Raw genomic sequence first — 22,795 nt, forward strand, 5'->3', positions numbered from 1 at the left:
GACGCCACCATGACCGAGATCGGCCAGCGCACCGTGGTCAAGGACCTGCTCGACCAGATGGGCGTCGACGAGGTGCGTGCCCTCGACCGCGCCCACGTCTTCCACTCCTGGTCCGCCCAGGGCCTCATCGACCCGTTGCCCATCGCCCGGGCCCAGGGTTCGTACTTCTGGGACTACGAGGACAAGCGCTACCTCGACTTCAGCAGCCAGCTCGTCAACGTCAACATCGGCTACAACCACCCGAAGGTCGTCGCGGCGATCCAGGAGCAGGCGGCCCGGCTGGCGACGATCCAGCCGTCCTTCGCCAACGACGCCCGCAGCGAGGCCGCCCGGCTCATCACGGAGGTGGCGCCCGAGGGTCTCTCGGCCGTCTTCTTCACCAACGGCGGCGCGGAGGCCAACGAGAACGCCATCCGGATGGCGCGCCTGCACACCGGTCGTCACAAGGTCCTCGCGACCTACCGCAGCTACCACGGCGCGACGGCCGCGGCGATCACCCTGACCGGCGACCCACGGCGATGGCCGTCCGAGCCGGGCCAGTCCGGCATCGTCCACTTCTGGGGTCCCTACACGTACCGCTCCGCCTTCTTCTCCGAGAGCGAGGAGCAGGAGCGCGACCGTGCCCTGCAGCACCTGCGCGACACGATCATGGTCGAGGGCGCGCACACCGTGGCCGCGATCATCCTCGAGACCGTGGTGGGGACGAACGGCATCCTCGTCCCGCCGGACGGCTACCTCCAGGGGGTCCGCGACCTCTGCGACGAGCACGGCATCATCCTCATCGCCGACGAGGTCATGGCGGGCTTCGGGCGCTGTGGCGAGTGGTTCGCGGTCGACCACTGGGGCGTCCGACCGGACCTCATCACCTTCGCCAAGGGGGTCAACTCCGGCTACGTGCCGCTCGGCGGGGTCATCATCTCCGACGAGATTCGCGCGACGTTCGACCAGCGCGCCTTCCCGGGCGGCCTGACCTACTCCGGCCACCCGCTCGCCTGCGCGTCGGCCGTGGCCTCGATCAACGCCTTCCATGAGGAGGGCATCATCGAGAACGCCAGGATGCTCGGCACCGACGTCATCGGTCCCCGGCTGCAGGAGATCGCGGCGAGGCACCCGAGCGTCGGCGACGTGCGCGGTCTCGGGGTCTTCTGGGCGGTCGAGCTGGTTCGTGACCGTGAGACGCGCGAGCCGCTGGTGCCCTACAACGCCGGGGGCGAGCCGGCCGCGCCCATGACGGCCTTCGCGGCGGCGTGCAAGGAGCGCGGGCTGTGGCCCTTCACCCACTTCAACAGGACCCACGTCGTGCCGCCCTGCACCACCACGCCCGAGGAGGTCGAGGAGGGACTCGCGGTGCTCGACGAGGCGCTCTCCGTGGCGGACACCTTCACGGTCTGACTCGCACTGGCGCACATGCCGTGGGGGCCGCCGTGACCGTGGCGCTGCCGTGGGCTGCCGTATGCCGTGGGGCCGAGTCGCGGACTCGGCCCCACGGCTGCGCCCCGGCTCGGGGCGGCGCGCCGCGCGGTTGGCCTTCGCAGCACGACGGCTCTAACCTTGTCCGAAGGGGAACGTCCCTCCAGGACTTTGTCCGGCGCGTTTGCCACCGACCTTCCGGGTCGGTGAGCGAGATCGGCAGCGCCAGCCTGAGCCGCCGCGCCGCAGGCGCCACCCAGTTCCGCTGCGTTCGCGAGGACGCGCGTGGGGCAGCTCCGATCCTGGGGCGCGCCAACGCCGCGCCGGCCCGGGCCGGCCCCGAACTTGCTCTCAGGCTGGTCACGCAGACTGGGGGACTGCGCTGTCCAGACCGACGACCAGGAGACTGAGTGCACCGACCACCTCACCGTCACCGACGGAGGACCACGACCGGACGACCCTCACGCGGGCGCCTTCGGGACCGGCTCGTCCTCGGCGTCGCGACCCTCGTGGCGGTGCTCGTCGGGGCCGCGCCTGCCGTCGGCCAGTCGCTCAGTGACGGGACGCCCGTGACCGTCATGGGGCCGCCGGCCACGGTGCTGAGTGCCGATGCACACGGCCAGGGCCGTCTCGTCGAGGCGTTCGGGGACGTGCGCCGAGCACGCAATGTCGCCGTCATCGTGCCGGGTGTCGGCTGGACGGCTCCTCTGCTCAGTGACGAGCGCGGGGCTGGGCGCAGACATCCGGCGGTGCAGGCGCGCAGCCTCCTCGCCGCGATGGAGCGGCAGGCCCCTGGAACGCCGGCGGCGGTGGTGGTCTGGCTCGACTACGACCCACCCGCTGGGCTCAACGCGGACGCCGCTCGCTCCGAACGTGCCGTCGACGGGGCTCCCCGGCTGGCCGCCTTCGTCGACAGCCTCTCGCGCTCGGCCACGGTGAGCGTCGTGTGCCACAGCTACGGCTCGGTGGTGTGTGCCCACGCGGCCCCCCACCTTCGCATCTCTTCCCTCGTGGTCGTCGGCTCTCCGGGGATGGACGTGTGGAACCGTGCCGCCCTGCACACGACGGCGACCGTGTGGGCAGGCCTCGCCCCCGACGACCCGATCGGTGTCGTCCCCCACACGCGGGTGGAGGGGTTCGGCCACGCTGCCGACCCGACTGCAACCGCCTTCGGTGCCCGGGCGCTCCCGGTCGACGGCGCACACGGACACAACGGCTACCTCGTCGCGGGCACGGGATCCCTGCGCGCGATCGCTCAGATCGCGACAGGCCACGGCGCGACCGTGGCTGCACCGGCCCCGTAGCTCGGCGGCAGTACCCCCGGGCTCATTCGTCGTCGGGCTCGGCCTCCCCGGTCACCTGGGGGTCGACGGCGCGCGTCGCGGCGTCCTCGGGCAGCGGCGGGGGAGTGCCGCCCCACGCCGGGCACAGGGCCCGGTGGTCGCACCAGTCGCACAGCCGGCTCGGGCTCGGCCGCCAGTCACCGGTCGTCGCAGCTCGCTCGATCGCCTGCCACAGTGCCTTGACCTTGCGCTCGGTGCCGAGGAGGTCCTGCTCGTCAGGCTCGTAGGCGACGATCTCGCTGTTTCCGAGGTAGACCAGCTGCAGGCGCTTGGGCATGACACCGCGCTGTCGCCAGAGCACGAGTGCATAGAACTTCATCTGGAAGAGAGCCTTGGCCTCGAAGTGCTCGGAGGGCGAGCGCCCGGTCTTGTAGTCGACGACACGCATCGCGCCCCCCGGCGCCACGTCGAGGCGGTCGACGTAGCCGCGCAGGACGAGCCCGTCGATCTCGGTCTCGACGTAGAGCTCGCGCTCGGCAGGCTCGAGGCGGGTCGGGTCCTCGAGGCCGAACCACGTCTGCAGCAGCGTCGCGGCTCCGGCGAACCACTCGTCGGTGCGCCCGTCGTGCTCGGCGAGCAGGTCGAGCATGGCCGGCTCCTCGTCGGCCAGGCGCGCCCACTCCTGCGGCACGAGGCCCACGGCCGCCTCGATCGTGCGCTCGGTCGCGGGCAGGTCGAAGAGCCGCTCGAGGACGGCGTGCACGAGCGTGCCCCGGGCCGTCGCCTGCGTCGGCGGCGACGGGAGCTTGTCGATGACCCGGAAGCGGTAGAGCATCGGGCACGACATGAAGTCGGAGGCCCGACTCGGGGACAGCGCTGCAACCATGGGCCGACTGTATGCCGCAGCGGCGACACCGCCCGCCCGCGCCCACAGGCCACAGGCCACAGGCCGCGGACAGGTCCGGCACAGGGCGCCCCGCCACGCAGGGCATAGGGTCGGGTCCATGAGCACTCCCGTCCGCCCGGCCGCGGCCCACGGGTGGCGGATCGGCAGCCTCGCCGGGATCCCGGTGTATCTCGGCCGGTCCTGGCCGATCATCGCCGTGCTCATCGTCGTCGTCTTCGGGCCCAACCTCTCGCGGCCCGACCGCGGTGCCTCGTACGGCTACCTGCTGGCCGTAGGTTACGCCGTGCTCCTTCTCGTCTCGGTGCTCGTGCACGAGGCGTCCCACGCCCTCGCCGCTCTGTGGCGGGGTCATCCGGTCAGCCGGATCGTGATCGACGTCTGGGGCGGGCACACCGTCTACGACGCGACCCGCAGCTCGCCGACCACGACCGCACTCGTCGCCGTCGTGGGTCCGCTCTCCAACCTCGTCCTCGCCGGCGCGGTCTGGGGCGTCCGCGCCCTGACGACGAACGAGACGGCCCTGACCTTGCTCGGCATCGTCGCCTTCGCCAACCTCCTCGTCGGCCTCTTCAACCTGCTCCCCGGACTGCCGCTGGACGGCGGCCAGATCGTCAGCGCCCTGGTCTGGTGGGCCACCGGCAGCAAGGGCCGCGGTCTCGTCGCGGCCGGCTGGCTCGGCCGCGTCGTCGCAGTGCTGACCGTTGCGTGGTTCGCCCTGCGTCCCCTCGCCGAGGGGCGCTCACCCGACATCTTCGACCTCGTCTGGCCCATGGCGATCGCCTTCTTCCTGTGGCAAGGCGCTTCGGGCGCTGTCCGCGCCGGGCACATCCACGAGGCGACCGCCGGCCTCGCGACCGACGTGCTCGAACCGCTGTCGCTCGTCGCGGGCACGACGTCGCTGGTGCAGGTCGAGGCGGAGCTGGCCGCTGGCGCCTGGGTGGCGGCGGCCGACCCCACGGGGTGGCCCCTCGGCGTCGTCGACGCGGACTCCGCCGCCGCCGTGCCGACCGAGGGGCGCGATCGCACCGCCATCGCCTCCGTCACCGTGGCCCAGCCCGCGGCATGGGTCGTCGCCCTGCCCGCCGACGCCGTGCTGACGGATCTCATCCAGGTCATGAGCGCGCGGGAGCTGTCGCTCGCCGTCGTCGTCGACGAGGCGACGCGCGACATCCGCGGCCTGGCGAGCGCCGAGCGGATCAATGCCGTCGTGGGGGCCGGGCTGTCCCGCCGCGGTCGCCGCTGACCCCGCACGCCTCCGGTCACGACGACCTGGGGACCCACTCGATCACGTATGCCGTGTCGCGCGGAGCCGTCTGGCCCGCCGGGGGGCGTGTGCGGCGTCCACATCCCCGCCGCGGTCCCGGACGTTGTCCACAGGACGGCGGCGCCGGCAGCGCGTCGTGCCGGTCACCCCTCACCGTTGGGCACAGGGCCCGACACGCGGGCCGGAGGGAGGCATCATGGCGACGAGACAGCCCACGACGAGCCGAACCGCGACGAGCGCCAGCCCTGACAGCCCCGCCGCGGGACGCAACGAGGTGGCCCTGACCGGGCGCCTGGCCGCCGAGGCCGAGGAGCGTGAGCTGCCGAGCGGTGACCGCATCGCCACGCTGCGCGTCGTCGTCCCACGCGAGCCGGCGGCCAGCAGACGCCGCGCCGCCGCCGACAGCCCCAAGCGGGCGACGGTCGACACCATCGACGTCGTGTGCTGGACGGCAGGGACGCGCCGCACCGCCATGCGCCTGCGCAGCGGTGACCTGGTCGAGGTCGAGGGCGCACTTCGCCGCCGGTTCTTCGGCGGACCTGCCGGCCGTCAGAGCCGCTACGAGGTCGAGGCGGTGGCGCTCCGGAGGGCGTCCGGAGGAGGTCTCGGCGCCACCTAGACTGTGCTCCCATGACCGACGCCGAGCAGCCCGCATCCGCGCAGTCCCACGTCACGGGTGCGCACGACCGCCGCGGCGTCTTCGAGGTCGGGGAGCGCATCCAGCTGACCGACCCCAAGGGGCGACTGCACACCATCACGCTCGAGCCCGGTCGCGAGTTCCACACCCATCGCGGCTTCCTCCGGCACGACGACCTCATCGGGTCCCACGACGGGTCCGTGGTGACGAACACCGCCGGCGTCGAGTACCTCGCACTGCGACCGTTGCTCAGCGACTACGTCATGTCGATGCCGCGCGGCGCGGCCGTCGTCTACCCCAAGGACTCGGGCCAGATCGTCCAGATGGCCGACATCTTCCCGGGCGCGACGGTCGTCGAGGCCGGTGTCGGCAGCGGGGCGCTGTCCATGTCACTCCTGCGTGCCATCGGGGAGCGTGGCCGGCTGCTGTCGTTCGAGCGTCGCGAGGACTTCGCCGACATCGCCCGTGGCAACGGTCGGGCGTTCTTCGGTGGGGACCACCCGGCCTGGACCGTCACGGTCGGCGACCTCGTCGAGTCCCTGCCGACCGTTGCCCCCGCCGGCACGGTCGACCGCGTCGTCCTCGACATGCTGGCCCCGTGGGAGTGCCTCGACGCCGTCTCCGAGGCCCTGATCCCGGGCGGCGTGCTCATCTGCTACGTCGCCACGACGACCCAGCTGAGCCGGGTCGCCGAGGGCATCCGTGCCCATGGCGGCTTCACCGAACCGTCCGCCTGGGAGTCCCTCGTGCGCGGGTGGCACCTCGAGGGCCTCGCGGTCCGTCCGCAGCACCGGATGCACGGACACACCGGCTTCCTCATCACGACGCGTCGCCTCGCCCCCGGCGTCGTCCCGCCCGAGCGCAAGCGCCGTCCCGCCAAGGGCGCCTACGCCGACGCGACCGAGTCAGGCGTGACCGGCGACACCGGGGTCGGCGCCGCTTCCGACGCCGGCGGAGAGCCCACGGTCGTCCCGGGATCGACCGCGTCGACCGACATCCCGGCGGACGCCTGGACGCCCGAGGCGCTCGGCGAGCGGGTCAAGAGCGACAAGACGATCCGACGCGTGCGCCGATCACTGGCTGAAACGTCCGACGACATCGGCTGACCCGGGGTTAGGGTCGAATCGTCACTATGTGCGAGTGACGAATCGAGGAGGCCGACATGTCGGATGACGTCCGCAACCCAGACCCCGAGCGTGCCGACGGCGCAGGAGTCCCCGGAGACCGCGAGCTCGCAGCCCTGCGCGCCGAAGTCGAGTCCTTGCGTGAGGTGGCGCGTCACTCGCCGCAGCGCACGCGTGAGCTCGAGGCACGGCTGGCCCACGTCCAGACGAGCCTGTCGACGCTGTCGTCGCAGAACGAGCGGCTGGTGCGCACGCTGAGGGACGCGCGCGAGCAGATCGTCACCTTGAAGCAGGAGGTCGACCGCCTCGCGCAGCCGCCGAGCACCTACGGCCTTGTCATCGACCCGCCCGACGACGGCGCGATCGACATCATCACCGGCGGACGCAAGATGCGTGTCGCGATCAGCCCGTCCGTCGACCAGCAGGACCTCGGGCTGGGCCGCGAGGTCATGCTCAACGAGGCCCTCAACGTCGTGTCCGTCCATGGCTACGAGCGGGTCGGCGAGGTCGTCACCGTCAAGGAGCGCATCGACCACGAGCGGGTGGTCGTGATCACCCACGGCGACGAGGAGCGCGTCTGCCGCATCGCGACCCCTCTTCTGGGGGAGCACATCCGTGTCGGGGACTCCCTCACGCTGGACCCACGGTCGAACTTCGTCCACGAGGTCATCCCGAAGCTCGAGGTCGAGGAGCTCGTCCTCGAGGAGGTCCCCGATGTGGACTACGAGGACATCGGTGGCCTCTCGGGACAGATCGAGCAGATCCGCGACGCCGTCGAGCTGCCCTTCCTGCACCCCGAGCTCTACAAGGAGCACGCCCTCAAGCCGCCGAAGGGTGTCCTGCTCTACGGCCCTCCCGGCTGCGGCAAGACCCTCATCGCCAAGGCCGTCGCCGCATCCCTGGCACGTCAGGTCGCGGCGCGCACCGGCAAGGCGACGGAGAAGAGCTACTTCCTCAACATCAAGGGCCCAGAGCTGCTCAACAAGTACGTCGGCGAGACCGAGCGCCACATCCGGCTCATCTTCCAGCGCGCCCGTGAGAAGGCCTCGGACGGAACGCCGGTCGTCGTCTTCTTCGACGAGATGGACTCGCTCTTCCGCACGCGTGGCTCGGGCGTCTCGAGCGACGTCGAGACCACCATCGTGCCGCAGCTGCTCGCCGAGATCGACGGCGTCGAGCGCCTCGACAACGTCATCGTCATCGGGGCCTCCAACCGCGAGGACATGATCGATCCCGCCATCCTGCGGCCGGGGCGACTCGACGCCAAGATCAAGATCGAGCGGCCCGACGCCGAGAGCGCGCGCGACATCTTCAGCAAGTACCTCGTCGAGACGCTGCCGCTCCACGAGCACGACCTCGCCGTCAACGGGGGTGACCGCGAGGCCACCGTCGGGGCCATGATCACGGCCGCGGTCGAGCGGATGTACTCCGAGATGGAGGAGAACCGTTTCCTCGAGGTGACCTACCAGGGCGGTGACAAGGAGATCCTCTACTTCAAGGACTTCAACTCGGGCGCGATGATCCAGAACATCGTCGACCGGGCCAAGAAGCTGGCGATCAAGGACTTCCTCACGACCGGCCAGAAGGGCATCCGCGTCGAGCACCTCCTCGCGAGCTGCGTCGACGAGTTCAAGGAGAACGAGGACCTGCCCAACACGACCAACCCCGACGACTGGGCGCGGATCAGCGGCAAGAAGGGTGAGCGGATCGTCTACATCCGCACCCTCCTCAAGGGCAAGGACGGCACCGAGCCCGGCCGGTCCATCGCGACGGCCAACACGGGCCAGTACCTCTGAGACCGTGCGTATGCCGTGTGGCCCGGGTCTCCGGGCCACACGTGGCCTCTCGACGGGGTGGGAGCGGCCACACGTGGCCTCTCGACGGGGTGGAGGCGGCCACACGTGGCCTCTCGACGGTTGAGGAGGGGGCGGGGTGGCTAGCCGTGGTGTGGCGCGCGGGCTCGGCGGACGGCATACGCCCCCAGGGCGCGCCAGCCCAGCAGGAAGAGGGCGAGCACGACCGAGGCCACCACGACGAAGCTCAGGGCCGTGCCCGAGCCGACCGCGTGGCGCAGCAGCATGCCGACGAGGACGGTCGCGAACCAGACCGTGACCCCGGGCGCCACGTCGATCGGCCAGACGCCACGGACGACCCGGACGACGAGCCAACCGATGGCGGTCCCGACGAGGAAGGGCCACGCCGTCACCAGCGCGCCCAGAACAGGACCCGACTCGTCGTGGCTGGCCCGCCCCACGGCTGCGAAGACGAGGACGAGCAGGACGTCGAGCAGGAGCGCGACCGCCGGGCGGCGCCACCAGGGGGATCGGCTCATGGCTGCGGGTCGAACGGGAGCTTCGCCTGCGGCGGCGCGTGGGTCGGGTCCACACCCTCGAAGAGCGAGCTGACCGAACGGCCGTGGTGGATGCGGCTGATCGTCTCGGCGAAGAGGGCCGAGACCGACCGCACCTTCAGCTCGGGCCAGCCGTGCGGCGGTGGGACCGTGTCGGTCGTGACGACCTCGGTCACGAACGGGTGGTCGCGGAGCCGTTCGACGGCCTTGCCGGCGAAGAGGCCGTGGGTGCAGACGATCGCGGCCTCGGTGGCGCCGGCGTCCTTGAGCCGGTCCATCAGCTCGAGCATCGAGCCGCCCGTCGCGATCTCGTCGTCGAGGATGATGGCGCGCCGGCCGGACACGTCGCCGACGATCGAGTCGATGACGACCCGGTCGTCGGCCACGCGGCGCTTGGACCCGGCCGCCACGGGCAGCCCGAGCAGCCGGGCGAACTGGGTCGCGACCTTGGCGTTGCCGAGGTCAGGGCTGACGACGATCGAGTTGGTCAGGTCGTTGTCGCGGAAGTGGTCGGCCAGGACGCCGATGGCAGTGAGGTGGTCGACGGGCGTGGAGAAGAAGCCATGCACCTGCGGGGCGTGCAGCGCCATGGTCAGGACCCGGTGGCAGCCGGCCGTGGAGATCATGTCGGCGACGAGCCGGCCGCCCAGGGAGATGCGCGAGGCGTCCTTCTTGTCCGAACGTGCGTAGGCGTAGTGGGGCATCACGGCCGTGATCTGCGCCGCCGATGCACCACGCGCCGCGTCGATCATGAGGAGCAGCTCCATCAGGTGCTCCTGCGTCGGCGGCACGAGCGGCTGCACGATGTAGACGTCGCGCTGGCGGCAGTTCGCGAGCAGCTGTGCCTGGAGGCAGTCGTTGCTGAACCGTTTGATGTCGACGGGGGAGCGGGTCACCCCCAGGTAGGAGCAGATCCGGTCGGCCAGGGCGGGGTGCGCCGAGCCGCTGAAGACGACGACGTCGTTCACTTCGAGACCATCCCTCACGAGACTCGCGTGCGTTCGCAGACTAGCCGACCGTCCCGGGTCGCGCGTGGCGGGCGACCCACTGGGCGAGCTCGGCGCGGGCGGCACCGCCGACCCGGGTGGCTCCCGGGAAGCTCATGAAGCCGTGCGGGACGCGAGGGTAGTTCGTGTGTCGCACCTCGACGCCGGACGCCTGCAAGGCCTCGGCGTAGGCCGTGCCCTCGTCGCGCAGGGGGTCGAGGTCTGCCGTCTGGACGAGCGCGGGCGGCAGACCGCCCAGGTCCGGGGCGTGCAGGGGGGAGACGAGGGGGTCGACCGGGGCGAGCGCGTCGTCCGCGTCCCCGAGGTAGTGCGCGAGGAACAGGTCCATGTCGCTGCGGGTGAGGATCGGCGCCTGGGCGTGCTGGGCCACGGACGGCGAGCTCATCGTCGCATCGACGGCGGGATAGACGAGCGCCTGGTACCCCACGTGGGCGCCACCCTCGGTGCGAAGCACCTGCGCGGTCACCGCCGCGAGGTTGCCGCCGGCGGAGTCGCCCGCGAGGCCGAGGCCCGAGTGTCGGATCCCGGCACCCAACTCGTCCGACGCGTCCGATGCGGCCCATCGGGCTGCGTCGACGCAGTCGTGCGCGGCCCGGGGCGCCCGGTGCTCGGGTGCGAGACGGTAGTCGACGTTGAGCACGGCCACCCGCGCCCGATCGGCGACCCAGGCGCACAGTGGGTCGTAGCCCCGGGTGTTGCCGAGCACCCACCCGCCGCCGTGGAACCACAGCATCGCGGGCAGCACCTCGTGCCCGCTATGTCGCGGTCGGTAGGTGCGGACCGCGACCTCGTGGCCGTCACGCGCCCGGAAGCTCGTGCCGCCGATCTCGACGCCGGCCGGAACCGATCCGGTGACCCAGGTGAAGGGGGCTCTGGCCGGAGCGAACCAGGCTCTGCTGCGGGCGATCGCGTCCGCCGACTGCATCCGTTCGACGCTGCGCGACCGGCTCAGGGCACGGGCGAGGAGCTTGGTGCGCAGGGGCATGTCCCACGAGTCGCTGACCGTCACGGCGTCAGTCTCGCACCGCTCGCGGGGGTCTCCCCGTACCGGGCCACAGGCCCCGGACGGCGACGCTGCGACGAATCGAGCCTGACCTCGGGCAGGATTGGCCCATGCCCGGCGACTCGGAGAGGACGCAGCCCCCCACGGACGGGGACGGCTCGCGACCTGTTCAGCAGCCGGACGACACCACGGGGGAGACCATGCGCCGAACGGCGGAGCACGTGCACGACCAGCTCGACGGGCCCGACGAGCAGGGTCTGACTGCCCGAGAGCCCGTCGACGAGGGCGGTCCGGCTCCCGTCCCCGACGTGGAGGTCATCGAGCCGTCCATCCCCGAACGGGTCCGGCGTCCAGCCGACGGAGTGCGTCTGGCCGCCGCGGTCCTGCTGCTCGTGCTGGGGCTGCTCGTGGCCGACCTCGCTGCCGGGACCCGCGGCGCGGTGGAGCAGGACCTCACCGATGCCACGAGTGGGCTCCCGCGACTGCTGCTGACGCTCCTGGGCTGGATGAGTGGCATCGGCGTGCTGCTCCTGCCGATCGGCGTGGGTGCCGACCTGCTGGTGCGACGCCGGCCGATGCAGCTGATCCAGGCCCTGGGCGCCGCGGTCGTCGGCGGCGTCCTCGTCATCGTCCTGGCCACCCTCGTCCAGTCCGGCAACGGTGGATTCGTCACGGACGTGCTGACGCGGCCGACGTCGTCGGGGCGGACCGGCCCGCTCGACATCGTCATCGTCTCGATGCTCGCGCTGCTCACGGTCGCGGACATCTCCGGCCGCAAGTGGATCTCGCCCATCGCGACCACGGTCGTCATCGCGACGCTCGTCACCACCTTGCTCTCGGGCGCCCTGACACTCGCCGCCCTCGCCTGCTCGCTCGTCGTGGGCTGGATGGTCGGCCTCGCCTTCCGGCTGATCTTCGGGGTGACGTCCACCCGGCCGCCGGCCACCGAGGTGGCCGCGGTTCTCGTCGCGGTCGGCCTTCCCCTGACGCGGCTCGAGCTGATCGACGCGAACGACGCGGGTGACCGGCGCTACCTCGGTGCCGTCCCGGACGGCCAGCTCGACGTCCACGTCATCGACCGCGACACCTTCGGGCTCGCGTCCGGTCGCCGCCTGCTTCGCGTGCTGCGGCTGCGCAGCGGCTTCACGCGACCGCCGGCGCTCACGCTGCGTTCCGAGGTCGAGCACCGCACGCTGATGGGCCTGGCGTTCCACGACGCCGGCATCCGCGCCCCCAAGCCGGTCGCCGTCTCCGAGGTGGGGCCGTTCTCGGCCGTCATCGCCTACGACGAGCCGCAGGGCAGGCCGCTCAGTGAGGTCGATGGTCAGCTCGACGACGCCCGGCTCGCCGCGATCTGGCGTCTCGCTGGCACACTGCACCGTCGACGTCTGGTCCATCGCCAGCTCGGGCCCTCGACGATCCTCGTCGACGACCGTGGCGGGGTCGCCCTCGCGAGCCTCGGCAGCGGTGACGTCGCCGCCGACGACCTCAGCCTGCGCATCGACCTGGCGCAGCTGCTCACCACGGTGGCACTCACCGTCGGGCCCGAACGCACCGTGGACTCCGCTGTCGCCGCGCTGGGCGAGGATGCCGTCCTCCGGGCGGTCCCCGTCCTGCAGCCCGTCGCGCTGAGCGCCGACGCCCGCGTCGCGCTCAAGGCGTCGAAGTCGGTCATGGGCGAGCTGCGTGAGCGCCTCGTCGCGCTCCGGCCGCAGGCCGAGGCTGTCGAGCCGGTGCAGCTGCGGCGGATCTCGGCCCGCGGTGTGGTCACACTCGTCGGCGGGGGTGTCGCCGGCTACGTCGTCCTGACCCAGCTCGCCCAGGTGAACCTCCGCCAGGTCGTGAGCACGGCCGACTGGCGCTGGGCGGCGCTCCTGCTCGTCTTCGCCGCTGCCACCTTCGCCGGTGCCTCGCTCGCCCTCGGCGGCGCGGTGCAGATCCGCCTGCGCTTCATCCGGACGTACATGACGCAGCTCGCCGTCGCCTTCAGCGGTCTCGTCGCACCGGCGGCCGTCGGAAACATCGCGCTCAACACGCGCTACCTCCAGACCTCCGGGCTGTCCCCGACCATCGCGGGGGCCAGCGTCGGAGTGGCCCAGGTGGCGCAGTTCTGCTCCTACTTCGTGCTGCTCGTCATCTCGGGAGTGCTAGCCGGCACCGGTCCCGCGGTCTCGTTCAGCCCGTCGCCGGTCCTCGTCGCCGGCATCCTCGTCGTGGTCATCCTCCTGCTCGGCGTGCTGGCCCTGCCGAAGGTCCGTGCGCTGCTCACCGACCGGGTCCTGCCGCAGGTCAAGTCGGCGGTGCCGCAGGTGCTCGCCGTGCTCCAGCACCCGGCCAAGCTCACCCAGCTGCTCGGTGGTGCCCTGCTGCTCGACATGTCCTTCGTCGCGGCCCTCGTCTGTGCGACGAGGGCCTTCGGAGCACAGGCACCCGTCGCCTCCATCGCCGTGGTCTACTTCGCCGGCGCGATCGTCGGATCGGCGGTCCCGACGCCGGGCGGGCTCGGCGGCATCGAGGCGGCGATGTCGTTCGGCCTGATCTCCATCGGCGTCGACAGCGGCACCGCCGTCTCGTCGGTCCTGCTCTACCGGCTTGCGACCTACTGGCTGCCCATCCCGTTCGGCTGGTTCTCGCTCAACCGGCTGCAGAAGGTGGGGGCCATCTAGCGGCCACCCCACGGCATACGCCCTCGGCTGGTGACGGACCGCGCGCGGCAGCGACGGCCCAGACGGTTATCGTCGCCCCATGACGGTGCGGCGGATCATGGGGCTGGAGACCGAGTACGGCATCTCGGTGCCGGGCGACCCGATGGCCAACCCGATGTTCCTCTCGGGCCAGGTCGTCAGCGTGTATGCCGCGGCCCAGGGGATCCGCTCCAACCAGTCGAGCTGGGACTACGCGTTCGAGGACCCGCTGCGTGACGCGCGTGGCTGGCAGCTCGACCGGCAGACCGCCGACCCGAGCCAGCTCACCGACATCGAGGACCCGACCCTCGCCAACGTCGTGCTCACCAACGGGGCCCGCTACTACGTCGACCACGCCCATCCGGAGTACAGCTCGCCCGAGGTGACCCTGCCGCGCGACGCCGTCACGTGGGACCGCGCCGGTGACGCCATCGCGCTCGAGTCGGTCCGCCTGATCGCCGCGCGCCCCGGGCAGCCGCCGGTGAACCTCTACAAGAACAACGCCGACGGCAAGGGCCAGTCCTACGGCACCCACGAGAACTACCTCATGCCCCGGCGCACGCCCTTCCCCGAGATCGTCCGCGGCCTCATCCCGTTCTTCGTGACGCGCCAGGTCGTCTGCGGCGCCGGCCGGGTCGGGTTGGGGGTCGACAGCCGGGGGGCGGGTTACCAGATCGCCCAGCGCGCCGACTTCTTCGAGACCGAGGTCGGGCTCGAGACCACGCTCAAGCGCCCGATCATCAACACCCGCGACGAGCCCCACGCCGTGGCGGACCGCTACCGGCGCCTGCACGTCATCATCGGCGACGCCAACCACCTCGATGTCGCGTCACTGCTCAAGACCGGAACGACCTCGCTCGTGCTCGGCATGATCGAGGACGGACACCTCACCGAGGACTGGTCCGTCCGGCGCCCCGTGGCCGCTCTCCAGACGATCTCGCACGACCCGTCGCTCGCGGCCACCGTCGAGCTCGTCGACGGCCGCACCGTGACCGCCCTCGACGTGCAGTGGATGTACCTCGAGGCCGCCCGCACCTGGTTGGACCGGCGCGGCGACGACCCCGAGCCCGAGGCGACGGCGGAGGTCATGGGGCTCTGGGAGGAGGTCCTCAGCGGCCTCGGGCGGGACGTCATGTCGTGCGCCCCGCTGCTCGACTGGGTGGCCAAGCTGAAGCTCCTCGAGGGCTACCGCGCCCGCGACGGCCTGTCCTGGGACGACCACCGGCTCGCCGCCATTGACATCCAGTGGGCCGACGTGCGGCCCGAGAAGGGCCTCGTCCACCGGCTGCGGGACCGCGGCATGCTCCGCGACCTCGTGGCACCGGAGGCGGTCAAGGAGGCCCAGACCACCCCGCCCGAGGACACCCGCGCCTGGTTCCGCGGTGAGTGCGTGCGGCGGTTCACCTCACAGGTGTTCTCGGCCAGCTGGGACTCCGTGGTCTTCGACGTGCCCGGCCACGCCAGCCTGCAGCGCGTGCCGATCCTCGAACCCGAGCGCGGCACCCGGGCGCAGGTGGGCGCCCTGCTCGAGCAGAGCGCCGACGTCGGTGAGCTGCTCCGCGGGCTGGCCACGCCGGAGTAGCCGTCGTCGTTGCAGCTGGGTGCTCGGACGGCGGGGTCTGCACGGGTTAGGGTCGGGTCACGAGGTCCAACACGTCTGGGAGGTAGCCATGCCGGGTCAGGAGCACGTCAAGCCGCAGCGTCGTGACGAGGAGCCGCCGGAGACACCGGAGGCGCCCCCGACCGCGCCCGCAGGAGCTGCCGTCAAGGAGGGCCTGTCCGACGACATCGACAGCGTCCTCGACGAGATCGACGGCGTCCTGGAGTCCAACGCCGAGGAGTTCGTCCGGGGCTTCGTGCAGAAGGGCGGCCAGTGACCCAGCCGTCCACGGGACGAGCGCGGCAGATCGACGACGCCTTCCTCCGGGCAGGCTCCTCGTCGTTCACCGAGTTCGTCTCCGCCTACCGTCCCGAGCTGCTGCCGGCGGGCCGGCGCCTGCCGTCCGGTGCGAGCATCGAGGCACCGCACGGCACGACGATCGTGTCCCTGCTCTTCGACGGCGGGGTCGTCATGGCCGGCGACCGCCGAGCCACCATGGGCAACGTCATTGCCAACCGTGACATGGAGAAGGTCTTCGCGGCCGACGACTACAGCGTGGTGGGCATCGCCGGCACCGCCGGCATCGCCATCGAGCTCGTCCGGCTCTACCAGGTCGAGCTCGAGCACTACGAGAAGATCGAGGGCGCCATCATGTCGCTCGAGGGCAAGGCCAACCGCCTCGCCTCGATGATCCGGGGCAACCTCGGGCTCGCGATGCAGGGACTGACGGTCGTGCCCACGTATGCCGGCTTCGACCTCGAGTCGGCCACCGGGCGCATCTACTCCTACGACGTCACGGGCGGGTGCTACGTCGAGGGCGGCCACCACTCGACGGGTTCGGGTTCGATGTTCGCCAGAGGTGCCCTCAAGAAGCTGTGGCGTCCGGGCCTCGAGGAGCAGCAGGCCGTCTCGGTCGCGCTCGAGGCGCTCTACGACGCCGCCGACGACGACTCGGCCACCGGCGGTCCCGACCTCGGCCGCCAGATCTGGCCCACCGTGGCCATCGTCGACCACTCGGGCGCCCGCTTCGTCGGGCAGGACGTGCTCGAGGCACATGTCGAGCGCATCGTCTCCGCACGCCGTGACAACCCGGGGGGTGCGCGATGAGCATGCCGTTCTACGTGCCGCCCGAGCAGGTCATGAAGGACCGGGCGGACTTCGCGCGCAAGGGAATCGCGCGCGGCCGCTCTGTCATCGTCCTCGGCTACGACCGCGGCATCGCGTTCGTCGCCGAGAACCCCTCGCGCGCCCTGCACAAGGTGTCCGAGATCTACGACCGCATCGCCTTCGCGGCCGTCGGGCGCTACAACGAGTTCGAGAGCCTGCGGGTCGCGGGCATCCGCTACGCCGACCTGCGCGGCTACTCGTACGACCGCACCGACGTCACGGCTCGGGCGCTGGCCAACACGTACGCCCAGACGCTCGGGGCCGTCTTCACCCAGGAGTCCAAGCCGTTCGAGATCGAGATCGTCGTGGCCGAGGTCGGCGTCGACGCCGACAGCGACCAGATCTTCCGGCTGACCTACGACGGGTCGGTCGCCGACGAGCAGGGCTTCGTGGCCATGGGGGGCGCGAGCGACGCGGCCGAGGAGCGGCTCGGCACCGGGTGGCGACCGGGCATGACCCTGAGCGAGGTCCTGCGGCTCGCCGTCGACGTGCTCGGCGCCGGCGAGAACGGCGAGCGCCGGGCCCTGGACGAGGCCCAGCTCGAGGTGGCCGTGCTCGACCGCGACCGTCCGCGCCGCTCGTTCCGGCGCATCGTCGGTCCGGTGCTCACCCGACTGCTCGGCGAGCCACGCGAGACGACCGATGCGCCGGCCGGCCTGCTGGGCTCGAGCGCGACTTCGTCACCTGGAGATCCCACGACGACAGAGGAGCCGCCCGGAGGTCGGGGCCCCGGGACGCCCACGGCCTGAGTCTCACCCGCTCCGCCTCCATAGGGGGGTGGACACGACGAAGGCCGCCCACCAGCGGTGGGCGGCCTTCGTCGTGCTCGGGCTGCGCGTCCAGGCGGCGGCCTGCCTCGTCAGCGGCGCGTGGCGCCGACCTCGTCGCCGGTGTCCTGGAGCTGCTCGTCGTCCTGCTCGTCGTGCTGCTCGTGGTCCTGCTCGTCGAGCTCGGCCGGCTCAGCCGCGGTGTCCACGCCCTCGGACCCGGCGACCTCGGACCCGGCGACCTCGGACCCGGCGACCTCGGACCCGGGGCCCTCGTCCACGTCGGCCGCAGGTTCCGCGGACTCGTGCACCGGGGCGGGAACAGGCTGCTCGGCGTCGGCGACCTCGGCGGGCTGGGCGGTCTTGGTCGGAGCGCCCAGGCCCTGCACCAAGGTCCCGCCACCCAGGGTGGCGAGCATCTGACGGACGTTGCTCAGCTGCGCGCTGATGCTGTCGCGCTGGGCCGAGGCCGCGGCCAGCTCGCGGTCGGACTCCTCACGCACCCGCGACGCGTGGTCGCGGGCCTCGGACACGATCTGGTCGGCCTGCGCCTCGGCGTTCTGGAGCAGCTGCTCGGCCCTCGCGCGCATCTCCTGCGCGTCGTGCTCGGCCCGCTCGGTGAGCTGGCGCAGCCGGGACTCGCTCTCGGTCAGGGCTGCCTCCTGCTGCCGGCGGCGCGCCTCGAACTCCGCGTCGGCCGACTCGCGGCGGGCGGCGAGCGTGACCTCGAGCTCCGCCGACGCCGTGGAGGCCTTGAGGCGGTGGGCCTCGAACTCCGCAGCGAGCTCCTGGCGCTGTGCGGCCGTGACGCTCTGGGCCTCGGCGACGACGGCCTGGGCCTCCCGGTTGGCCTGGGCGATGATGCGCACGGCTTCCTCGTCCGCGCGGGCGCGAGCCTGCTCGGCATACGACGTCGTGGTCGCCTTGAGCTCGGCGGCTGCACGCGTGGCGCGCTCGCGGATCTCGTCGGCCTCCGCACCGGCGCGGGTGCGCATCTCGGCTGCCTCCTGGTCGGCGAGCGACAGGATCTGGGCGATGCGCTCACCGAGGTCGGTGAACGCCTGACCCGGCGCCGGAGCGCTCTTCTTCAGGTCGGCCATGACCCGCGACTGCTGGCCGAGCTGGCCTCGCAGGTCGGCCAGGGCAGCGTTGAGCTTGGTCAGCTCCACGCTGCGCTCTGCGGCGTCCTTCTTGGCTGCCTGGAGCGTGCGGTTCTGCGACTCGATGAAGGAGTCGACCTCCTCGGGCTCGTAGCCGCGGCGGGAGAACTTGAAGTGTGGTCTGTCGATCATGACCGTCCAATGCAGGGGCAGGGGGCTGGGGAGGGGTGGACCTCGCCATCTTGGCAGGCATCGGAACAAAAGGCCCAGCGCAGCCACGCCCGCAAGGGAGACTGGTCAGTGCAGGCGGACGCGCGGGTCGAGGACGGCATAGAACATGTCGACGACGATGTTGGCCACGACGACCGCGAACGAGGCGAAGAGCACGATCCCGATGATGACCGGGAGGTCCTGCTGGTTGATGGCATCGATCGACGTCTTGCCGAGGCCGGGCAGGCTGAACACCGTCTCGGTGACGACGACGCCGCCGACGAGGGCCCCCACGTCGATGCCGAACTGGGTGACCACCGGGGTCATGGCCGAGCGGAGCGCGTGCCGGGTGATGACGCGGCTCTCACGGATGCCCTTGGAGCGCGCCGTGCGGACGTAGTCCTCGCCGAGGACCTCGAGCATCGAGGCCCGGGTGAGGCGGGTGTACGTGGCAGCCGAGACGAGCGCGAGGGTGAACCACGGCAGGATGAGGTGCTGCACCCATGGCCCCAGGCCCTCGCTGAGCGGGGCGTAGCCGCCCGCCGGGAAGATCGGGTAGCCCGCCACGGTGAGCTGGTAGTAGAGGAAGAAGAGCAGCAGCAGTCCGAGGAAGAACGTCGGCATCGAGTAGAAGAAGAGCGAGAAGACCGTCAACGACCGGTCGGTGAACGACCGGGGCCGGATCGCGGAGACCACGCCGTTGAAGACCCCCATGACGAGCCAGATGATGGCTCCGCCGACGACGAGGCTCAGCGTGATCGGCAGGGCCTGCGCCATGATCGTCGTGACGGGCACCTGGTGGTAGTAGTCGTAGCCGAGGTCCCCGCGCAGCGCCTTGCCGAGGAAGTCGAGGTACTGCTTCCAAATCGGCTGGTCCAGGCCGAGCCGGGCCGAGATCAGCGCCACCGTCTCAGGGGTGGCCTGGCGTCCGGCGAGCGTCCGGGCCACGTCGTTCGGCGCGACGAAGAACAGGGCGAACACGGCGAGCGAGATGAGCCACATGATGAGCAGCCCGAGAGCCAGCCTGCGGACGACGAAGCGCAACATGGGTCAGCCCCTCACTCGAAGATCCGGTCGCTGCGCGGGTCGAAGGCGTCGCGCACACCGTCACCGAACAGGTTGAAGGCCAGGGTGGTCAGCAGCAGGGCCGCGCCGGGGAAGACCATGAACCACCACGACGTCGTGTAGTAGTTCTGGGCGTCGCTGATCATCCCGCCCCAGTCGGCGGTGGGGGGAGCCAGGCCCAGACCGAGGTAGGACAGGGTCGCCTCCACGACGATGACGACGGGGATGAGCAGCGACGCGTAGACGATGATCGGGGCGAGGATGTTGGGCAGGATGTCGACGAACATGATCCGGCGGTCCGAGGCGCCGAGCGACCGCGCCGCCTCGACGAACTCCCTCTCGCGCAGGGACAGGACCTGACCTCGGACGATGCGGGCCACGGACGCCCAGCTGAAGAACCCGATGACGAGCACGGTCACGAGCAGGCTCGGGCCGGTGATCGATACGAGGGCGATGGCCACCAGCAGGAACGGGATGGACAGCACGATGTCGATGAGCCGCGCGAGCAGGGTGTCGACCACGCCGCCGAGGAAGCCGGCCGCCAGCCCGACGATGACGCCGATGATCACGGTCAGGACCGTCGCGGCGACCCCGACGAGCAGCGAGACCCTCGCGCCGTAGGCGATGCGGACGAAGATGTCTCGCCCGAGGTCGTCGGTGCCGAGCCAGAAGGTCGAGTTCGGGGGTAGGGGGAGCCCGTCGGCGGAGAGCCCGGTCTCGCGGTACTGCTCGTTCGGCGGGTGCCCGGTGAGCGCGGTGGTCACCGGTGCGAAGACCGCGAGCAGGATGATGAGTCCGATGATGACGAGGGACACCATCGCGACCCGGTCCCGACGCAGTCGCTGCCACGCGAGCAGCCACGGGCTTCGCCCCTCGATGTGACGGGCCTGCGGGGGTAGCTCCTCGGCCGCCGCTTCGGGGGTGAGGAAGGGCCGTTCCTCCGCCTCCGGTTCCAGGTCGGTCAGCCGGGGGGCCGTCGGGTCCATGGGGTCGTGCGGGGGGACGATGCTCATCGTGACTCACCTCCGGACTCAGGCGCCGAGCTGCCGGCGCCGTGCGACAAGGTGGCGTCTCCGACCATCTCCGAAGCGTCGATGTCGGGGCGCGCCAGCGAGAGGTCCTCACCGATGCTCAGCGGGTGGTGGCAGGCAGTGGAATGGTCGAGCTCGTCGCCGAGCACCGGCACCAGCGGCGGCTCCGACGTGACGCAGTCCTGACGTGCCTTGGGGCACCGGGTGTGGAAGCGGCACCCCGACGGCGGGTCCGTCGGTGTCGGGAGGTCTCCGACGAGGACGATCTGCTCTCGGCTGTCGGCCAGGTCCGGGTCGGGCACCGGGAGGGCCGACAGCAGCGATCGCGTGTACGGGTGTCTCGTCGTGCTGAACAGCTCGGGCGTGGGGGCGGTCTCGACGACCTTGGCGAGGTACATGACCGCGATGCGGTCGCTGACGTGGCGCACGACCGACAGGTCGTGGGTGATGAAGAGGTAGGTCAGGGCGAACTCGTCCTGCAGGTCGATGAGCAGGTTGATGATCTGGGCCTGGATCGAGACGTCGAGCGCCGACACGGGCTCGTCGCAGATGACGAGCTTGGGACGCAGGGCCAGGGCCCGCGCCACGCCGATGCGTTGCCGCTGGCCGCCGGAGAACTCCGCGGGGAAACGGTTGTAGTGCTCGGGGTTGAGCCCGACGGTAGCCATGAGGTCCTGCACCTTGGCCTTGAGGTCGCGACGGGTCGCCGTGCCGTGGATGACGAAGGGGTCCCCGATGATGGCGCCGACCCGACGGCGCGGGTTCAGCGACCCGTAGGGGTCCTGGAAGATCATCTGGACGTCTCTGCGGACGGTCCTCATGTCGCGACGGTCGAGATGCGTGATGTCGCGCCCGTCGAACCAGACGGAGCCGCTGGTGATCTCGTACAACCGTGCCATGCAGCGCGCCAGGGTCGACTTGCCGCAGCCGGTCTCCCCGACCAGGCCGAGGGTCTCCCCGGGCTGGATCTCGAGCGTCACGTCGTCGACGGCGTGCACCTGTGCCACGTCTCGACGCCAGAGGCCACCGGAGCGAACCGGAAAGGACTTCGTCAGCCTGTCGACGCGCAGGAGTGGTTCGGTCATGGCGACACCTCATCGGCCGTCATGGAGGCACCTTCCGTCGTGGGTCGGCTCAGCGGCTCTGCGGCGCCCGCCTGAATTCGCTCGAGATCGCCTTGCGCGCGCGCCGACCGCAGCGCCTCACGCTCGGACAGGACGGTGGGGAGCCAGCAGGCGGAGTCGTGGTCGGGGTCGTCGAACACCCGACGCAGTGGCGGCGTCTCACTCCGGCACCGGTCGAACGCATACGGGCACCGCGGCGCGAAGGGGCACCCCTGGGGGAGGTCGATGAGCGACGGCGGCACGCCGAGGATGGGGGTGAGCCGCGCCCGCACGCCGCCCTGCGCGGGAAGCGAACCGAGCAGGCCCTCGGTGTAGGGGTGGTGGTTGGCGTAGAAGAGCGTGCGCCGGGGCGCCCGCTCCATCGCCGCCCCGGCGTACATGACCACCACCTCGTCGGACATCTCCGCGACGACGCCGAGGTCGTGGGTGATGAGGATGATGGCGGTGCCGAACTCCTCCTGGAGGCGGCGCATCACCGAGAGGACCTGGGCCTGCACGGTGACGTCGAGGGCCGTGGTCGGCTCGTCGGCGATGAGCAGGACCGGGTCGAGTGCCATCGCCATGGCGATCATGACCCGCTGACGCATCCCACCGGAGAACTGGTGGGGGTAGTCGTCGATCCGGCTCTGGGCGTGCGGGATCCCGACCACGGCGAGCAGCTCGGCAGCGCGTCGACGCGCAGCGTCCGTCGACACTCCCCGGTCGTGGGCGCGGATCATCTCGACGATCTGCCAGCCGACCTTGTAGTAGGGGTGCAGGCTCGAGAGCGGGTCCTGGAAGATCATGCCGATGCGCGCCCCCCGGATCCCGCGAAGGACCTCTGGGGAGGCACCGATGAGCTCGGTCCCGTCGAAGCGCGCCGACCCGGTCACCCGGGCGCCGGTCGTCAGGCCGGTGATGGTCTGCGTGGCCACGCTCTTGCCCGAGCCGGACTCGCCGACGATGGCGAGGGTGGACCCGCGGTCGACGTCGAAGGAGAGCCCGCGCACCGCCTCCAACACCCCGTCCGGGGTGTTGAAGGCGACGCGCAGGTCACGGACCTCGAGGAGGGACATGGTGGCT

The 22,795-nt window shown here is 71.3% G+C and carries 20 protein-coding genes; 11 read left to right on the forward strand and 9 right to left on the reverse strand.

Going from position 1 to position 22,795, the window contains the following annotated elements:
* The first annotated feature begins 9 nt into the window (after nucleotides 1–9).
* Nucleotides 10–1,392: an aspartate aminotransferase family protein gene (locus AB4030_RS12375; RefSeq protein ID WP_442279521.1), complete on the forward strand. Its 1,383-nt coding sequence runs from the start codon at nucleotides 10–12 to the stop codon at nucleotides 1,390–1,392.
* Nucleotides 1,393–1,925: 533 nt separating this feature from the next.
* Entirely contained in the window at nucleotides 1,926–2,714 is a 789-nt protein-coding gene (locus tag AB4030_RS12380; RefSeq protein ID WP_442279522.1) for an alpha/beta hydrolase, read from the forward strand.
* Nucleotides 2,715–2,736: 22 nt separating this feature from the next.
* On the opposite strand, the gene AB4030_RS12385 is transcribed toward AB4030_RS12380, so the two are convergent.
* On the reverse strand, nucleotides 2,737–3,579 hold the full coding sequence (locus tag AB4030_RS12385; RefSeq protein ID WP_442279523.1) for a RecB family exonuclease: 843 nt from the start codon (nucleotides 3,577–3,579) through the stop codon (nucleotides 2,737–2,739).
* A gap of 118 nt (nucleotides 3,580–3,697) precedes the next feature.
* Here AB4030_RS12385 and AB4030_RS12390 point away from each other — a divergent pair, with 118 nt between their 5' ends.
* The 4 genes from AB4030_RS12390 (at nucleotide 3,698) to arc (ending at nucleotide 8,421) form a co-directional block, all read left to right on the forward strand.
* On the forward strand, nucleotides 3,698–4,843 hold the full coding sequence (locus AB4030_RS12390) for a M50 family metallopeptidase (protein ID WP_442279524.1): 1,146 nt from the start codon (nucleotides 3,698–3,700) through the stop codon (nucleotides 4,841–4,843).
* A 217-nt stretch (nucleotides 4,844–5,060) separates the two neighbouring features.
* Complete coding sequence (locus AB4030_RS12395; protein WP_442279525.1) at nucleotides 5,061–5,483, forward strand: single-stranded DNA-binding protein; 423 nt, start codon at nucleotides 5,061–5,063, stop codon at nucleotides 5,481–5,483.
* Nucleotides 5,484–5,494: 11 nt separating this feature from the next.
* On the forward strand, nucleotides 5,495–6,607 hold the full coding sequence (locus AB4030_RS12400) for a tRNA (adenine-N1)-methyltransferase (RefSeq protein ID WP_442279526.1): 1,113 nt from the start codon (nucleotides 5,495–5,497) through the stop codon (nucleotides 6,605–6,607).
* A gap of 56 nt (nucleotides 6,608–6,663) precedes the next feature.
* On the forward strand, nucleotides 6,664–8,421 hold the full coding sequence (gene arc / locus AB4030_RS12405) for a proteasome ATPase (RefSeq protein WP_442279527.1): 1,758 nt from the start codon (nucleotides 6,664–6,666) through the stop codon (nucleotides 8,419–8,421).
* A 140-nt stretch (nucleotides 8,422–8,561) separates the two neighbouring features.
* Here the strand turns inward: arc and AB4030_RS12410 are convergent, their stop codons facing one another.
* From AB4030_RS12410 to AB4030_RS12420, 3 genes are read right to left on the reverse strand one after another with little or no spacing between them, the layout of a single operon-like run.
* Nucleotides 8,562–8,957, reverse strand: coding sequence for a DUF3054 domain-containing protein (locus AB4030_RS12410; protein ID WP_442279528.1), 396 nt, complete (start codon nucleotides 8,955–8,957; stop codon nucleotides 8,562–8,564).
* On the reverse strand, nucleotides 8,954–9,943 hold the full coding sequence (locus AB4030_RS12415; protein WP_442279529.1) for a ribose-phosphate diphosphokinase: 990 nt from the start codon (nucleotides 9,941–9,943) through the stop codon (nucleotides 8,954–8,956). Before AB4030_RS12415 ends, AB4030_RS12410 begins: the two co-directional genes overlap by 4 nt.
* A 40-nt stretch (nucleotides 9,944–9,983) precedes the next feature.
* Nucleotides 9,984–10,991 carry an alpha/beta hydrolase gene (locus AB4030_RS12420; RefSeq protein ID WP_442279530.1) on the reverse strand — a complete coding sequence of 336 codons (1,008 nt, stop codon included), beginning with the start codon at nucleotides 10,989–10,991 and terminating at the stop codon, nucleotides 9,984–9,986.
* 194 nt (nucleotides 10,992–11,185) lie between these two features.
* Here AB4030_RS12420 and AB4030_RS12425 point away from each other — a divergent pair, with 194 nt between their 5' ends.
* The 5 genes from AB4030_RS12425 (at nucleotide 11,186) to prcA (ending at nucleotide 17,185) form a co-directional block, all read left to right on the forward strand.
* The gene (locus tag AB4030_RS12425) at nucleotides 11,186–13,651 is read left to right on the forward strand and encodes a lysylphosphatidylglycerol synthase domain-containing protein (protein WP_442279531.1); all 2,466 of its coding nucleotides are present in this window, start codon (nucleotides 11,186–11,188) and stop codon (nucleotides 13,649–13,651) included.
* A 79-nt stretch (nucleotides 13,652–13,730) separates the two neighbouring features.
* Entirely contained in the window at nucleotides 13,731–15,251 is a 1,521-nt protein-coding gene (dop, locus tag AB4030_RS12430; RefSeq protein WP_442279532.1) for a depupylase/deamidase Dop, read from the forward strand.
* 88 nt (nucleotides 15,252–15,339) lie between these two features.
* Nucleotides 15,340–15,546: a ubiquitin-like protein Pup gene (locus tag AB4030_RS12435; protein WP_056756869.1), complete on the forward strand. Its 207-nt coding sequence runs from the start codon at nucleotides 15,340–15,342 to the stop codon at nucleotides 15,544–15,546.
* Entirely contained in the window at nucleotides 15,543–16,376 is an 834-nt protein-coding gene (prcB, locus tag AB4030_RS12440) for a proteasome subunit beta (protein ID WP_442279533.1), read from the forward strand. The genes AB4030_RS12435 and prcB overlap by 4 nt, the downstream gene beginning before the upstream one ends.
* Nucleotides 16,373–17,185 (forward strand): proteasome subunit alpha, encoded by an 813-nt coding sequence (prcA, locus tag AB4030_RS12445; RefSeq protein WP_442279534.1) that lies wholly within the window; start codon nucleotides 16,373–16,375, stop codon nucleotides 17,183–17,185. Before prcB ends, prcA begins: the two co-directional genes overlap by 4 nt.
* Before the next feature lie 110 nt (nucleotides 17,186–17,295).
* Here the strand turns inward: prcA and AB4030_RS12450 are convergent, their stop codons facing one another.
* The 5 genes from AB4030_RS12450 to AB4030_RS12470 form a co-directional block, all read right to left on the reverse strand.
* A complete protein-coding gene (locus AB4030_RS12450) occupies nucleotides 17,296–18,495 on the reverse strand; it encodes a hypothetical protein (protein WP_442279535.1) in 1,200 nt (399 codons plus the stop codon).
* A gap of 105 nt (nucleotides 18,496–18,600) precedes the next feature.
* A complete protein-coding gene (locus AB4030_RS12455; RefSeq protein WP_442279536.1) occupies nucleotides 18,601–19,560 on the reverse strand; it encodes an ABC transporter permease in 960 nt (319 codons plus the stop codon).
* Between the two features lie 11 nt (nucleotides 19,561–19,571).
* A complete protein-coding gene (locus AB4030_RS12460; RefSeq protein WP_442279537.1) occupies nucleotides 19,572–20,591 on the reverse strand; it encodes an ABC transporter permease in 1,020 nt (339 codons plus the stop codon).
* Nucleotides 20,588–21,694, reverse strand: a complete 1,107-nt coding sequence (locus AB4030_RS12465) for an ABC transporter ATP-binding protein (RefSeq protein WP_442279538.1) — start codon at nucleotides 21,692–21,694, stop codon at nucleotides 20,588–20,590. Before AB4030_RS12465 ends, AB4030_RS12460 begins: the two co-directional genes overlap by 4 nt.
* A complete protein-coding gene (locus AB4030_RS12470; protein WP_442279539.1) occupies nucleotides 21,691–22,788 on the reverse strand; it encodes an ABC transporter ATP-binding protein in 1,098 nt (365 codons plus the stop codon). The genes AB4030_RS12465 and AB4030_RS12470 overlap by 4 nt, the downstream gene beginning before the upstream one ends.
* Nucleotides 22,789–22,795: the final 7 nt, after the last annotated feature.

Source organism: Terrabacter sp. 2YAF2 (assembly GCF_052114705.1).
GTDB lineage: Bacteria > Actinomycetota > Actinomycetes > Actinomycetales > Dermatophilaceae > Terrabacter.

Bases quoted from the DNA above. Each gene is read 5' to 3' on its own strand.
- AB4030_RS12400 (WP_442279526.1), top strand. From the start codon at position 5,495: ATGACCGACGCCGAGCAGCCCGCATCCGCGCAGTCCCACGTCACGGGT.
- prcA (WP_442279534.1), top strand. From the start codon at position 16,373: ATGAGCATGCCGTTCTACGTGCCGCCCGAGCAGGTCATGAAGGACCGG.
- AB4030_RS12455 (WP_442279536.1), bottom strand. From the start codon at position 19,560: ATGTTGCGCTTCGTCGTCCGCAGGCTGGCTCTCGGGCTGCTCATCATG.
- AB4030_RS12470 (WP_442279539.1), bottom strand. From the start codon at position 22,788: ATGTCCCTCCTCGAGGTCCGTGACCTGCGCGTCGCCTTCAACACCCCG.
- AB4030_RS12410 (WP_442279528.1), bottom strand. From the start codon at position 8,957: ATGAGCCGATCCCCCTGGTGGCGCCGCCCGGCGGTCGCGCTCCTGCTC.
- AB4030_RS12450 (WP_442279535.1), bottom strand. From the start codon at position 18,495: ATGATCGACAGACCACACTTCAAGTTCTCCCGCCGCGGCTACGAGCCC.
- AB4030_RS12465 (WP_442279538.1), bottom strand. From the start codon at position 21,694: ATGACCGAACCACTCCTGCGCGTCGACAGGCTGACGAAGTCCTTTCCG.
- AB4030_RS12375 (WP_442279521.1), top strand. From the start codon at position 10: ATGACCGAGATCGGCCAGCGCACCGTGGTCAAGGACCTGCTCGACCAG.
- AB4030_RS12390 (WP_442279524.1), top strand. From the start codon at position 3,698: ATGAGCACTCCCGTCCGCCCGGCCGCGGCCCACGGGTGGCGGATCGGC.
- AB4030_RS12435 (WP_056756869.1), top strand. From the start codon at position 15,340: ATGCCGGGTCAGGAGCACGTCAAGCCGCAGCGTCGTGACGAGGAGCCG.
- AB4030_RS12460 (WP_442279537.1), bottom strand. From the start codon at position 20,591: ATGAGCATCGTCCCCCCGCACGACCCCATGGACCCGACGGCCCCCCGG.
- dop (WP_442279532.1), top strand. From the start codon at position 13,731: ATGACGGTGCGGCGGATCATGGGGCTGGAGACCGAGTACGGCATCTCG.
- AB4030_RS12395 (WP_442279525.1), top strand. From the start codon at position 5,061: ATGGCGACGAGACAGCCCACGACGAGCCGAACCGCGACGAGCGCCAGC.
- AB4030_RS12425 (WP_442279531.1), top strand. From the start codon at position 11,186: ATGCGCCGAACGGCGGAGCACGTGCACGACCAGCTCGACGGGCCCGAC.
- arc (WP_442279527.1), top strand. From the start codon at position 6,664: ATGTCGGATGACGTCCGCAACCCAGACCCCGAGCGTGCCGACGGCGCA.
- AB4030_RS12385 (WP_442279523.1), bottom strand. From the start codon at position 3,579: ATGGTTGCAGCGCTGTCCCCGAGTCGGGCCTCCGACTTCATGTCGTGC.